The organism is Rhizobium sp. G187, from assembly GCF_051549525.1.
In the GTDB taxonomy this organism is placed as follows: Bacteria; Pseudomonadota; Alphaproteobacteria; order Rhizobiales; family Rhizobiaceae; genus Allorhizobium.
This window is the reverse complement of the sequence record NZ_JBPUGM010000001.1, coordinates 27,137-39,366: the sequence shown is the minus strand read 5'-3', so window position 1 is coordinate 39,366 and position 12,230 is coordinate 27,137. Positions and strand designations below refer to the sequence as shown.

General features: G+C 63.3%; 11 protein-coding genes. 7 read left to right on the top strand and 4 right to left on the bottom strand.

Annotation, left to right across the window (positions count from 1 at the left end; translation table 11 throughout):
• Positions 1-11 precede the first annotated feature (11 nt).
• The 5 genes from ACSV9I_RS00175 (at position 12) to ACSV9I_RS00155 (ending at position 7,438) form a co-directional block, all read left to right on the top strand.
• Positions 12-1,025 carry an AAA family ATPase gene (locus ACSV9I_RS00175; protein WP_438326483.1) on the top strand — a complete coding sequence of 338 codons (1,014 nt, stop codon included), beginning with the start codon at positions 12-14 and terminating at the stop codon, positions 1,023-1,025.
• Between the two features lie 16 nt (positions 1,026-1,041).
• Positions 1,042-1,962: a DUF58 domain-containing protein gene (locus ACSV9I_RS00170; RefSeq protein ID WP_438326482.1), complete on the top strand. Its 921-nt coding sequence runs from the start codon at positions 1,042-1,044 to the stop codon at positions 1,960-1,962.
• Complete coding sequence (locus ACSV9I_RS00165; protein WP_438326481.1) at positions 1,959-4,766, top strand: DUF4159 domain-containing protein; 2,808 nt, start codon at positions 1,959-1,961, stop codon at positions 4,764-4,766. The genes ACSV9I_RS00170 and ACSV9I_RS00165 overlap by 4 nt, the downstream gene beginning before the upstream one ends.
• Position 4,767: 1 nt before the next feature.
• Positions 4,768-6,837: a hypothetical protein gene (locus tag ACSV9I_RS00160; protein WP_438327634.1), complete on the top strand. Its 2,070-nt coding sequence runs from the start codon at positions 4,768-4,770 to the stop codon at positions 6,835-6,837.
• A 178-nt stretch (positions 6,838-7,015) separates the two neighbouring features.
• Positions 7,016-7,438 (top strand): GNAT family N-acetyltransferase, encoded by a 423-nt coding sequence (locus tag ACSV9I_RS00155; protein ID WP_438326480.1) that lies wholly within the window; start codon positions 7,016-7,018, stop codon positions 7,436-7,438.
• A gap of 312 nt (positions 7,439-7,750) precedes the next feature.
• Here ACSV9I_RS00155 and ACSV9I_RS00150 read toward each other — a convergent pair whose 3' ends face one another.
• Both ACSV9I_RS00150 and ACSV9I_RS00145 read right to left on the bottom strand, forming a co-directional pair.
• The gene (locus ACSV9I_RS00150; RefSeq protein ID WP_438326479.1) at positions 7,751-8,023 is read right to left on the bottom strand and encodes a DUF4242 domain-containing protein; all 273 of its coding nucleotides are present in this window, start codon (positions 8,021-8,023) and stop codon (positions 7,751-7,753) included.
• A gap of 31 nt (positions 8,024-8,054) precedes the next feature.
• Positions 8,055-8,507, bottom strand: coding sequence for a hypothetical protein (locus ACSV9I_RS00145; protein ID WP_438327632.1), 453 nt, complete (start codon positions 8,505-8,507; stop codon positions 8,055-8,057).
• Positions 8,508-8,767: 260 nt separating this feature from the next.
• Here ACSV9I_RS00145 and ACSV9I_RS00140 point away from each other — a divergent pair, with 260 nt between their 5' ends.
• Entirely contained in the window at positions 8,768-9,901 is a 1,134-nt protein-coding gene (locus ACSV9I_RS00140; protein WP_438326478.1) for a helix-turn-helix transcriptional regulator, read from the top strand.
• 18 nt (positions 9,902-9,919) lie between these two features.
• On the opposite strand, the gene ACSV9I_RS00135 is transcribed toward ACSV9I_RS00140, so the two are convergent.
• Positions 9,920-10,483 carry a GNAT family N-acetyltransferase gene (locus ACSV9I_RS00135; RefSeq protein ID WP_438326477.1) on the bottom strand — a complete coding sequence of 188 codons (564 nt, stop codon included), beginning with the start codon at positions 10,481-10,483 and terminating at the stop codon, positions 9,920-9,922.
• 250 nt (positions 10,484-10,733) lie between these two features.
• Between ACSV9I_RS00135 and ACSV9I_RS00130 the strand changes: the two genes are divergently transcribed.
• Positions 10,734-11,717, top strand: a complete 984-nt coding sequence (locus ACSV9I_RS00130; RefSeq protein ID WP_438326476.1) for a glutathione S-transferase family protein — start codon at positions 10,734-10,736, stop codon at positions 11,715-11,717.
• On the opposite strand, the gene ACSV9I_RS00125 is transcribed toward ACSV9I_RS00130, so the two are convergent.
• On the bottom strand, positions 11,718-12,215 hold the full coding sequence (locus ACSV9I_RS00125) for an NUDIX domain-containing protein (RefSeq protein WP_438326475.1): 498 nt from the start codon (positions 12,213-12,215) through the stop codon (positions 11,718-11,720). It abuts the gene before it with no gap.
• Positions 12,216-12,230: the final 15 nt, after the last annotated feature.

The window sequence follows — 12,230 nt, the reverse complement described above, 5'->3', positions numbered from 1 at the left end:
CGGAGCAGACCATGGGCGTGATGCCAAATCCGGATTCCGCACTCGACGAGAAGGCAATCATCGAACAGGCCGAGAAGGCACTGCACGATATCGCTGCGATCCGCGCCGAAGTCGCCAAAGTGATCTTCGGGCAGGAAAAGGTTGTCGAGAACACGTTGCTCGCCATCCTCTCCGGCGGTCATGCGCTTCTGGTTGGCGTGCCCGGCCTTGCCAAGACCAAGCTGGTCATGACGCTCGGCACAGTGCTCGGCCTTCACGGCAACCGCATCCAGTTTACGCCGGACCTGATGCCCTCCGATATTCTGGGAACGGAAGTCATGGACCAGGACGAAAACGGCCGCCGCTCCTTCCGCTTCGTCAAGGGACCGGTCTTCGCCCAGCTCCTGATGGCCGACGAAATCAACCGCGCAAGCCCGCGCACCCAGTCTGCCCTTCTGCAGTCGATGCAGGAATATCACGTCACCATCGCCGGCCAGGCCTACCAGCTGCCGGCCCCATTCCACGTGCTCGCCACCCAGAACCCGCTGGAGCAGGAAGGCACCTATCCGCTGCCGGAAGCCCAGCTCGACCGCTTCCTGCTGCAGGTCGACGTGCTCTACCCGGAACTGGCCGCCGAACGGCAGATCCTTCTCGACACGACCGGCATCGCCGAGGGCAAGGCCAGCGCTGTGATCGACAGCACGCGTCTCCTGGAAATCCAGCGGCTGATCCGTCAGATGCCGGTCTCCGACGCCGTGGTCGACGCGATCCTCACCCTCGTCCGCTCGGCCCGTCCCGGCCACGGCAGTGCCGAGACTGACAAGCATGTCGCCTGGGGTCCAGGCCCGCGCGCCGGCCAGGCACTGATGCTCTGTGCCCGCGCACGCGCCCTTTATGAAGGCCGCCTTGCGCCATCGATCTACGATGTTGCAGCACTGGCCGAACCCGTTCTCGAACACCGCATGGCGCTGACCTTCGCGGCACGCGCCGAGGGCATGACGGTACGCGACGTGATCGCCGGCCTCGTCAAGTCCCTGCGCGGCTGAGGAAGGACACGAGAGCGTGGCATCCATTGGCCAGATCGTCGAGCAGACACCCGGAAGCGAGGTGCTGTCACGCGCCCGCCAGCGCGCAGCGCTCGTGCCCGACTGCATGGTGGAGGCCAAACGCATCGCCAACACCGTGATTGCCGGCTGGCACGGCAGGCGCAAGCGCGGGATTGGCGAGAATTTCTGGCAGTTTCGCCCCTTTGCCGATGGCGAAAGCTATACCCGCATCGACTGGCGCCGCTCGGCCCGCGATGACCATATGTATATCCGCGACCGCGAGTGGGAAGCCGCACACACCGTCTGGCTCTGGGCCGACATGTCGCCCTCTATGATGTACAAGTCGACGCTGGCGACCGTTTCGAAGGAAAGCCGCGCACTCGTTCTGATGCTGGCTCTGGCCGAAATCCTTGCCCGGTCCGGCGAACGCATCGGCTGCCCGGGCATCATGGAGCCCATCTCAGCTCGCAACGCTGCCGAAAGACTGGCGGCCGCGATCATGCATGCGCCGGCCACGTCAGGTCTGCCGGATACCCGCATGATCCGCGGGGCGAGTGACATTGTTCTCATCGGCGACTTTCTCGACGAAGCCGGCAAGGTCATGGAGCGGATCACGCCCCTCGCCCGCCGGGGCCTGCGCGGCCATGTGGTCGAGATCGCCGATCCGGCCGAGGAAAGCTTCCCCTTCTCCGGCCGCACCGAATTCCAGGATCCGGAAACCGGCGAGAAACTCACCTCCGGCCGCGCCGAAACACTGCGAAGCGATTACCGCCAGGCCTATATCGCCCGCCGCGAAAGCATTGCTGACCAATTGCGCCGCATGGGCTGGAGCTTCACCCACCATTTGACCGACAGCCTCGCCTCGGAAGCACTGGTTGCAGTCCACATGCATCTGTCCGGCATGCCGGCCACGCGTGGCAGGAGCAGCGCCCCATGAGCGGCTTTCCCCTCGCCTTCGGGGCACCTGTCATCCTCGCCGCGCTTGCCGCCCTACCGCTGATCTGGTGGCTCTTGAAGCTCACGCCGCCACGGCCGAAATACGAAGTCTTCCCGCCTCTTCGCATTCTCGCAGGCGTGCTGAAGCGCGAGGAAACGCCGGCCAAGAGCCCGTGGTGGCTGACGCTTCTGCGCATGCTGATGGCAGCGCTGGTGATCGTCGCGCTCGCCGATCCCGTGCTCAATCCGCGCACGGCGACCCTGTCTGGCGAAGGTCCGCTGGTTCTCGTCATCGACAACAGCTGGGCAACCGTCGGCGACTGGGAGCGTCGCGTCGAAACCGCCACAACGCTGATTGGTGACGCAACGGATCGCGACCTGCCGGTCTCGATCCTGTTCACCGCCGATCAGACCCATGACGCGACGCCCGGAACGGCTGCCGCCGCCCTCGACAAACTGGGTGCTGCCGCCCCCCGCCCGCTGCGCCCAGATCGCAGCCGCACCCTTGAGGCGTTGCGAGTGGCCCTCGCCGATGAAAAACCCGGTACGCTCGTCTACGTCTCCGATGGCATCGCGGTCGACGAGACCGACCCTTTCCTCAGCGATCTCGCCGGGCTCTCGCCGGCAGAACTGCGTCTGATCGAGGGCCGCAGTGCGACCAGCGTTGCGATCACTGGTGCCGCCAACGGCACAGATGCGTTGACGGTCTCCCTGTCCCGGCTCGATGCGACAGACGCCCAGGCTCTGATCGTTGACGCACAGGATCGCCAGGGCCGCATCATCGCCTCGGGCCAGGTCGATTTTCCGGCCGGCACCCGTGAGGCAAGCGGCGAGATTGCCGCTCCCTTCGAGCTGCGCAATGATTTTGCCCGCCTGTCGATCTCGGGCATCGGCTCTGCCGGCGCAACCTATCTGCTCGATGACGGTTTCCGCCGCCGCAAGGTGGCGCTCGTGTCGGGCGATAGCGGCGACGGTTTCCAGCCGCTCTTGTCACCGCTCTACTATATCGAGCGCGCGCTTGGTCCCTATGCAGATGTGGTCAAGCCCGGCCAGAGCGACCTTGCCGTCGCCATTCCTGAAATCCTGGCGCAAAACCCGTCCGCTCTGGTGCTCGCCGATGTCGGGCGCCTGCCGGCCGACGTTTATGAACCCCTGCAAAAGTGGATCCAGCGGGGCGGCACCCTGATCCGCTTTGCCGGTCCGCGCCTCGCTGCCGCTCCCTCAGACGATCCGCTCGTCCCGGTCATCCTGCGCCAGGGCGAGCGCGCGCTCGGCGGCGCCCTCTCCTGGGCCGAGCCTCAGCCGCTTGCCGATTTCCCAGGCTTCGGCCCCTTCGCCGGCATGCCGCGCCCCGAAGGCATTCTCGTGAAGCGTCAGGTGCTGGCCGAGCCAACGCCGGATCTCGCCGCCCGCACCTGGGCAAGCCTTGCCGATGGCACCCCCCTCGTCACCGTCGAGGAAAATGCGGCCGGCCGCGTTGTCCTCTTCCATGTCAGCGCCGAGGCGACATGGTCCGATTTGCCGATCTCCGGCACCTTTGTCGAAATGCTTCGCCGTATCGTGCAGCTCACGCGCGTCGGAGCCGCCGATGCCGAGAATGGCCAGTCGACGGCACCGTCCCTGCCGCCCTTCCGCCTTTTGACCGAACGCGGCGCGTTGACGACGGAAGCCGGAACCGCACGCCCCCTGCCGCTCGGACCGGACCAGCCGAGATCCGCAACCTTCGACAATCCGCCCGGCCTTTATGGCACCGAGGATGGCTTCACCGCGCTCAACCTCCTGCCATCGGATACAAAGCTGCGTCCCCTTTCCTCAGCGAATGGACTGACCTTGACCAGAGAGCCCATGGCCGGAACTGCCGCAACGCCGCTGAAACCGGGGCTGCTCAGCCTCGCCTTCCTGCTTCTGGTCGTCGACAGCCTTGTCGTGCTCTTCATCGGCGGCGCCTTTTCCCGACTGCCGAAGCGCGCGGCAACGGCCTCGCTTCTGGCGCTGGCACTTGGCCTTTCGTCGCTGCCGCCTGACCGGACGTTTGCCGCCGATGACAAGCCGGGCGACGAGGTGATCCTCGAGCGCTTGGAAAACACCCATCTGGCTTACGTCAAGACCGGCGAAGAGGATGTCGACCGCCTGTCCGAACAGGGCCTTGTCGGCCTGACCGACTTCCTCACCTACCGCACGACACTTGAACCCTCGGCACCTGTCGGCGTCGATATTGCGACCGACGAGCTCTCCTTCTATCCGATCATCTTCTGGCCGATCTCGGCCTCAGCCCCGATGCCGACACAGGCCGCGATCAGCCGGATCGACGCCTATATGCGCGCCGGTGGCACCGTGCTTTTCGATACGCGCGACCAGATTTCCAGCCTTGGCAATACCGGTGCCCCATCGCCGAACGGCGAGCGGCTGCAGGCGATCCTTGCCAATATCGACATTCCGCCGCTCGAACCCGTGCCCTCCGATCACGTGCTGACCCGCGCCTTCTACCTGCTGCAGGGCTTTCCCGGCCGTTATGAAGGAAGCCCCCTCTGGGTCGAGGCCCGCCAGGAAGCGCAGGCCAGCAATAGCGGCGTTGCCTCCACCGGCGATGGCGTGACGCCGATCATGATCACCGGCAACGATCTTCTCGGAGCCTGGGCCATCGACGAGAACGGCCGCAGCGTCATGCCGGTCGTGCCCGCCGATGAGATGCAGCGGGAAATGTCCTTCCGCTCCGGCGTCAACATCATGATGTATATGCTGACCGGCAACTACAAGGCGGACCAGGTCCATGTCCCCGCCCTCCTCGAACGGCTGGGGCAGTGAGATGACGATCGAATTTTCGCCCTTCATCCCCTGGGCCATCATCGCCGTGCTGGCCGTGCTTGCCATCGCCATCTCCGGCCTCGGTTTCCTGCGCGGCGTGCGCGGCACCGCGATCCGCCTAGGCGCCTCGTTTGCTGTGCTGGCAGCGCTCGCCAATCCGCTGCTGATGCAGGAAGAACGCGAACCGCTGACGACCATCGTCCCTGTCATCGTCGACCGCAGCCAGAGCCAGGAGATCGCCGGCCGCGCGGCCCAGACGGATAAGGCCCTTGAAGGCCTGCGCGAACGCCTCGCCCGCTTCCCCAACCTCGAACCGCGCATTGTCGAAGTCGCCGATCCCGGCGATACCGACACGCCCTCAACCCGTCTCTTCGAAGCCCTGACGACGGCCACGACCGACGTCCCCCCGGCCCGCATCGGGGGTGCGATCTTCGTCACCGACGGCCAGGTGCATGACCTGCCAGGCGAAGGCCAGACACTCGGCTTCGACGCACCGCTCCATGCCCTCGTCACCGGCAAATCCGGTGAATTCGACCGCCGCATCGAAATCATCCGCGCCCCGCGCTTCGGCATTGTCGACGAGGAACAGGAACTGACCTTCCGCGTGTTCGATGATGGCACCGCCTCCGGCCAGCCGGCAGACGTCTCTGTAAAGATGAACGGCGAGGATCTCGGCACCGTGCCGGCCACGCCGGGTGCCGAGACCGCCTTTGCCTTCCGCGTGCCGCGTGGCGGCAACAACGTGCTTGAATTTTCCGTGGCCGGAACGCCGGGCGAAGTGACCGACGTCAACAACCGCGCCATTCACCTGATCGAGGGCATCCGCCAGAATCTGCGCGTGCTGCTCGTCTCCGGCGAGCCGCATGCCGGTGAACGTGCCTGGCGCAACCTCCTGAAGTCAGACGCCTCCGTCGATCTCGTGCATTTCACCATCCTGCGTCCACCGGAAAAGCAGGACGGCACGCCGATCAACGAACTGTCGCTCATCGCCTTCCCCACCCGCGAACTCTTCGTCGAGAAGATCAATGATTTCGACCTGATCATCTTCGACCGCTACCAGCATCGCGGCGTGCTGCCGATCCTCTATTACGACTACATCGCCGAATATGTGAAAAACGGCGGCGCGCTTCTGATCGCAGCCGGTCCGGAACATGCAGGTCAGGACTCGATTGCGCTCACCCCGCTCGCCTCGGTACTCCCGGCAACGCCGACAGGCGAAGTGCATCAGGCCGGCTTCTTCCCGCGCCTCTCTGATCAGGGCAAGCGCCATCCGGTCACCCGTGGACTCGATGGCTCAGCCGTCGAACCACCGCAATGGGGACGCTGGTTCCGCAGTGTCGAGGTGACGGGTGAAGCCGGCGAAACGGTGATGACAGCCGACGGCGACCGTCCGCTTCTGGTGCTGAACCGCGCCGAGCAAGGCCGCGTCGCCATGCTGCTGTCCGACCAGGGCTGGCTCTGGGCCCGCGGGTTTGAAGGCGGCGGACCGCATGTTTCGCTTTATCGTCGCATCGCCCACTGGCTGATGAAGGAGCCGGAACTGGAGGAAGAGGCGCTGAAAGCCCGCGCCGTTGGCCGCGCGCTGGAAGTGACCCGCCAGACAATCGGCGACGCCCCTGGCGAGGCCACCATCACCGCCCCTTCGGGCGAGACCCAGACCTTGGCCCTGACAGAAATCCAGCCCGGCCTTTATCGCGGCGAGCGCCGCATGACCGAGACCGGCCTCTTCACCGTCACCAATGGCGACTTCTCCACTCTCGTCCATGTCGGCGCCGTCGACGCGCCGGAATTCCGCGCCATGGTCTCAACGACGGAGTCTCTCCAACCCATCGCGCGCGAAAGCCGGGGCCTAACAGCCCGCCTCGACGACGGCAATGATGGCATCCGCCTGCCCGACATCCTGCCGGTGCGCGGCGAAGTTCGCGTCGCCGATGACCGCCGCATGCTGATCAGATTGACAGACGAAACGGTTCTGAAAGGCGTCAACACGCTGCCGCTGTTTGCCGGCTTTGGTGGCTTGGGCATCCTGCTCCTGGCGGTTTCGGCCATGTGGTGGCGTGAGGGGCGGTAGGGTGCCTGACCTGACGCCCGCCGGCGGAACATGACACCCCTTACAAGAAAAGGCTGAAATCAGGAATCCCTTGCGCGCCCTTAATCCCCGTTTGAACGACGTATGAGTGATCCCACCATGCGCGGGAACGGGTTCGAAGCACTCGACATCCATCTGCCAAGACTGCAAACTCGCTCATATGACCCCGCCCCTCTGCCTCTTCGACACCGTTCCCGACGCCGCCCGTGACACGATCCTCGCCGGCCTCAAGGCCTATAACGAGACGCTGCTCGGTCCCACGGATCGCCGCGACATCTTCATCCCGCTCGTTGATGACGACGGCACTGTAGATGGCGGGCTCGTGGGCTATACGGGTCGCGGCTGGCTCTATGTCGAGATGCTGTTCGTGCCCGAGCGCGTGCGCGGGCAGCGTCTGGCAGGGCATTTGCTGGCGACAGCGGAAGACGAAGCAAAAGCGCGCGGCTGTATCGGTGCCTATATCGACACCATCAACCCGGATGCCCGACGCGCTTATGAGCGCGCCGGCTACACGACCTTCGGGCGTATCGAAAATTTCACAGCGGGTCTCGAAATCAGTTGGATGATCAAACGCTTCGACTAAATCTCTCAAGCGCTTAATCCGGTTGCGAGCCGGTCATTCGCTCAGAAGATCAGCTTGAAAAACAGGACAACGACGATCAGTCCGATCAGAAAAATCGCGCCGATCGTACCACCGATGAATTTCAACATGTCAGTCTCCTGTCTGTTTCAGCATGATGCTCGCCGATCTGATCGCGAGCCGTAGGAAGTCACGAAACAGCAGAAGGGCTGGCTGAGAGATTGGTTCCATCCTCCCGCCAAAGACCGGCGAGTCGGCAAGCACGTCCTCCCGCAGCCATGGCCTCGTATTCCTCGACCACGGGAGGAACAGCTGTCAGCGACCGGTTTGCGGACCGATCAGCGTCTTGACCTCCGTTACGCGGTCCGCCGGGAAACCTCCCTCTTTAGCGTGCCGATAGACCACATCGGCGCTTTCCGCCTCGTGGACACAGTACATCTTGTCACCCGTGACATAGCTCGTGATCCAATGATACGGCTCGCCAAGGGAGGCGACCACGGCGTTCGATTTGGCCGAAATCGCCTTCAGTGTTGCGGCGTCGAGGTCGCCGAGGCCCGGAATCGTGCGTTCAATGACAAATTGCGGCATTTCAGTCTCCTTGATGGAAAGGGTTGGATTGTCAGTGCGCATTGTTGCAGCTGACACGCGGGTTCATGTCTGCGAACGTTCCCTTGGGATTGTCCCGCCAGGCCCAGACATGCAGTTCGTAAAAGGCCGGCAAGCCGTACCGGTTTGGCGCATTGGTCAGGCTGAACAGCTGACCGCCCAGCGCCGCAGGTCCCTTGGTGGTGATGTATTCGACCGCCACCAGATGCAGCCTGCCGCTATCGTCGGGCTCGTACATGACGGCCTCTGGCTTTGCGATATCGAGCGCCTCATCGGCGATCAGCTTTTCGTTGACGTAATGGATGCCCATGGCTCCGCCATCGATGCCACTGGTACACGGAATAGGCGCATAGCCTTCCTTGACGGCTTGCGCGACACTGACGAAGCGAGCATTGGCCTGCCGAACCTCGCCCAGAAAGTCATTTTTCATGGCCGCCGCAAAAGACGGCACCCCCGCCAGCACCATTGCTGCCGCCAGCGAGATTGATTTCGCTATCATATTGAAATTGCCTCCAAACATTGCCTCATTACAGATCAAACCGGGCGTCGAACGCCGCGGTCCCGACCCGTAGTGGCGACTGTACGGATGGAGCTTCGCCCGCCATCTCCCGCGCGGGGGATGATTTGAAAAATACAACTCTGTGTTATCGTTCCCGTCATGGGCATCGTCACCCATGCCACAAAACCTCGACTGATCCGGGCACCGGAGAACACGGGACAAGGCAGATGGAACGGGATTTATCGGACCTGATCGGCAGCATTTACGATTGCGTGGCGAGCGAGAGCCTCTGGACGCAGGCGCTGTCTCTGATCAACCGTCAGGCCAATGGCTTCCTGACCACGCTTGCCGTCTTCGACACCAACACCCGGGCCGCCCGCCTGGCCCAGGTGGCCTGCGACGATCCCGCGGCTATCAGGGCCCTGATCGACCATGCCAGGGACGTGCCGTTTTTTCACCTCTTGCATCGCATGGCGATCGACGAGCCCGACACGCTGGAACGCATGTTCAACCTCTATGGCCATGACGGTGAGGCCGTGTGGAAGAATGGTGCCCTCTACCGCAACTTCCATGCGCCCTACAAGATTTTGAACTCGATCGACATGGCCGTGCTCAAACGCCCGACCCGTGTTGGAACGATCAATATTTCCGTTCAATACGAACCGACGGACCGGCGCGTCTTCAATCTTGTGGCCCTTCTCGGCCCCCATATTCGCCGCGCCGTGACCATCAACGACATGCTGGAAATGGAGCGCACGGAAAACGCCGTGCTGCGCGATGTCATCGGCGCGCTCGATCAGGCCGTGGTCATCGTCGCCGACGACATGTCGATCCTGTTTGCCAATGCGGCGGCCGAGGACAGGTTGCGCGATCAGGCAGTCATCGAGCAACGCACCGGCAAGCTGATCGCCCGCCATCCCTATGCCCAGGCCGCCCTGGTGAAGACGGTCGGGCTCGGCGTCCGGGATGAAGTGGCGCTCGGGGCTGCCGGCATCGATGTGCCGCTGGGGTCAAGCAGCAATCCGGCCGTCGCTCATGTCCTTCCCTTGCAGAACCGGATCAATCGCGAGCGCTTCGAAAGTCGCGCGGCAGCGGCCGTGTTCATCGCCGCAGCGGGCACCGTCGTGCAATCCGCCATCGATGCGATCGCGGCCCTGTTTGCGCTGACCGGGGCCGAGCGACGTGTGGTGGGTTATGTGGCGGACGGTTTATCGAGGGCAGAGATTTCGGAGGCGCAAGGCGTGTCCGACGGCACGGTCAAATCGCAACTCGCCGCCATTTTCGACAAGACGAACACCCATGATCAGCGCAGCCTCCAACACTTGGTGCGTGAGATCACGCCGCCCGTTCGGCGGCGCTAAGCGCTGCGCGGCAAAGGCTCAAGCCGATGCATAGACCTTGACCGGTGCGTCGGCATCAATCTCAGCCAGGCTCTGAACCTGACAATCCCGCCAGGCAATCACGCCCTTCAACCTCTGATGCACATCCGCACCAAGCGGCACGATCAGCACACGACCGGGATCGACGGGGCCTGGAAACTCCAGCGCCTTCCACGCGACTTTCTCGAAGCCGAGCGGCATGTAATACGGCGGGTCGCCAACCAGGATCACCCCCTCGGAACCCTTGCGGCGGGCCGCCTCGATTGCGATCCGCACCAGTTCGCGGCCGATGCCCATGTTCTTGTGGCTGGGCCGGACCGCAAGCGGCCCGAGCAGATGTGCCTTCACATCACCCGCCATGACAGGCGTCATCCGCACCGAAGCGATTGTCTCGCCGCGATCGGCGCAGATGAACGAGAGCGAGCGATCATGCGGCCCCTGCTCGCGAATGCGGGCTGCGGCACGGGTATGCCGGCCAGGGCCAAAGGCTTCTTCGTTGATGAGTTCGATAACCGCGTCGTGCGACGCATCCTCAGTGAGGTAGACAAGCCCGGAGTTCAACATGGATGACCAAAACCAGCAGACAGACAGCAATAGGGTTCACGAAGACGCGTGTGTCGCGTCCATGAGCATCAGCGTCGTCGCAGGTTCCGTGGGTTGGTCATCAGGGCTTTCTTTCGTTTTCGGTGGGTTTCGATAGCAGCAAATTTTCCACCCGTCCAACGGAAAACGCAGTGTTCATCCGATCGCCCCTCGCATTCTGCGGGCAGCGCCGTATTTTCCACGACAAGCAAAGATCAGGAAGGATATCACCGTGGGCAAGCTCGTAGACGGCGTCTGGCATGACGTTTGGTATGATACGAAATCGACATCAGGGCATTTCCAGCGGGCAAACTCCAGTTTTCGCAATTGGCTGACGGCCGATGGCGCAGCCGGCCCATCCGGCAAGGCCGGCTTCAAGGCCGAGGCCGGGCGCTATCATCTCTATGTGTCCTATGCCTGCCCCTGGGCGCATCGCACCCTGATCTTCCGCGCCCTCAAGGGGCTCGAAGACCTGATCACGGTCTCCGTCGTCGATCCGCTGATGCTGGAAAATGGCTGGGAATTCCATGATCGCGATGGCGCGACCGCCGATCATCTCTTCGGCTCGGATTTCCTCTGGCAGGTTTATACCCGGGCAGATCCCGGCTTCAGCGGCCGTGTCACCGTGCCGGTTCTCTGGGACAAGCAGGAAGGCACCATTGTCTCGAACGAGTCCTCCGAGATCATCCGCATGTTCAACACGGCCTTCAACGGCCAGACCGGCTCGACCCTCGATTTTTATCCCGAAGCACTGCGCGCCGAGATCGACGCCGTCAATGCCCGCATCTACGACACGGTCAACAACGGGGTCTACAAGGCCGGCTTCGCCACGACCCAGGACGCTTACGAAAGTGCCGTCTATCCGCTGTTCGAAACGCTTGATTGGCTGGAAGAGCGACTGACCAATCAGCGTTACCTCTTCGGCAACAGCCAAACGGAAGCCGACTGGCGCCTCTTCACCACGCTGCTGCGCTTCGACCCTGTTTATGTCGGCCACTTCAAGTGCAACATTCGCCGCATCGCCGATTACCCGGCCCTCTCAGCCTATCTGCGCGATCTCTACCAGGTGCCCGGCGTGGCGGAGACGGTGGAGATGCGCCACATCAAGCACCACTACTATCGCAGCCATGGCACGATCAATCCGACTGGCGTCGTGCCCGTTGGCCCGCAGCTTGATCTGAATGCCCCGCATGGCCGCGACGTGCTGAGCGCCTGATCAGGACCAGTACCCGGCGGGCGTGGCGAGCCCCGCAAGCTCCGCCAGCCTTTGCCGGGTTGCCGCCGTCGTGTCCGCCGGCAGATCACTGAGGCTGAAAAACCCAGCCTCGGCGATTTCCCGGTCCGGCGGACGGATAGCCGTCTGCTGCACGGGAACCCGGTAAAGCAGCACATGGTCGCGCCCGCTGATCGCATGGTTGAAATAGACCTGGAAGAGCAAGGGGGCCGCCGTCATCACCAGATTGCCCTCCTCGCGCAGCTCCTTGGTCAGCGCATCCAGCGCCGTTTCGCCGCGTTCGACCCCGCCACCCGGCAGATGCCAGCCCGGAACATAGGTATGCCGCACGAGGAAAACGCGACCCTCCGCATCAAAACAGGCGGCCCGGACGCCGAGTGTCATGCCACGGCTGAAGGCGAAATAGATATGCAGCAAACGGACAAGGAACCGTTTTGGCCATCCAAGCCTTGAACCACTGTCATCCTTGGCTGGTTTCATTTCCCTTGCCCCTCA

What these genes read in the sequence shown, in the direction of transcription:
- ACSV9I_RS00140 (WP_438326478.1), top strand. Translation starts at nt 8,768, where the DNA reads ATGGAACGGGATTTATCGGACCTGATCGGCAGCATTTACGATTGCGTG.
- ACSV9I_RS00165 (WP_438326481.1), top strand. Translation starts at nt 1,959, where the DNA reads ATGAGCGGCTTTCCCCTCGCCTTCGGGGCACCTGTCATCCTCGCCGCG.
- ACSV9I_RS00160 (WP_438327634.1), top strand. Translation starts at nt 4,768, where the DNA reads ATGACGATCGAATTTTCGCCCTTCATCCCCTGGGCCATCATCGCCGTG.
- ACSV9I_RS00150 (WP_438326479.1), bottom strand. Translation starts at nt 8,023, where the DNA reads ATGCCGCAATTTGTCATTGAACGCACGATTCCGGGCCTCGGCGACCTC.
- ACSV9I_RS00175 (WP_438326483.1), top strand. Translation starts at nt 12, where the DNA reads ATGGGCGTGATGCCAAATCCGGATTCCGCACTCGACGAGAAGGCAATC.
- ACSV9I_RS00125 (WP_438326475.1), bottom strand. Translation starts at nt 12,215, where the DNA reads ATGAAACCAGCCAAGGATGACAGTGGTTCAAGGCTTGGATGGCCAAAA.
- ACSV9I_RS00155 (WP_438326480.1), top strand. Translation starts at nt 7,016, where the DNA reads ATGACCCCGCCCCTCTGCCTCTTCGACACCGTTCCCGACGCCGCCCGT.
- ACSV9I_RS00135 (WP_438326477.1), bottom strand. Translation starts at nt 10,483, where the DNA reads ATGTTGAACTCCGGGCTTGTCTACCTCACTGAGGATGCGTCGCACGAC.
- ACSV9I_RS00145 (WP_438327632.1), bottom strand. Translation starts at nt 8,507, where the DNA reads ATGGTGCTGGCGGGGGTGCCGTCTTTTGCGGCGGCCATGAAAAATGAC.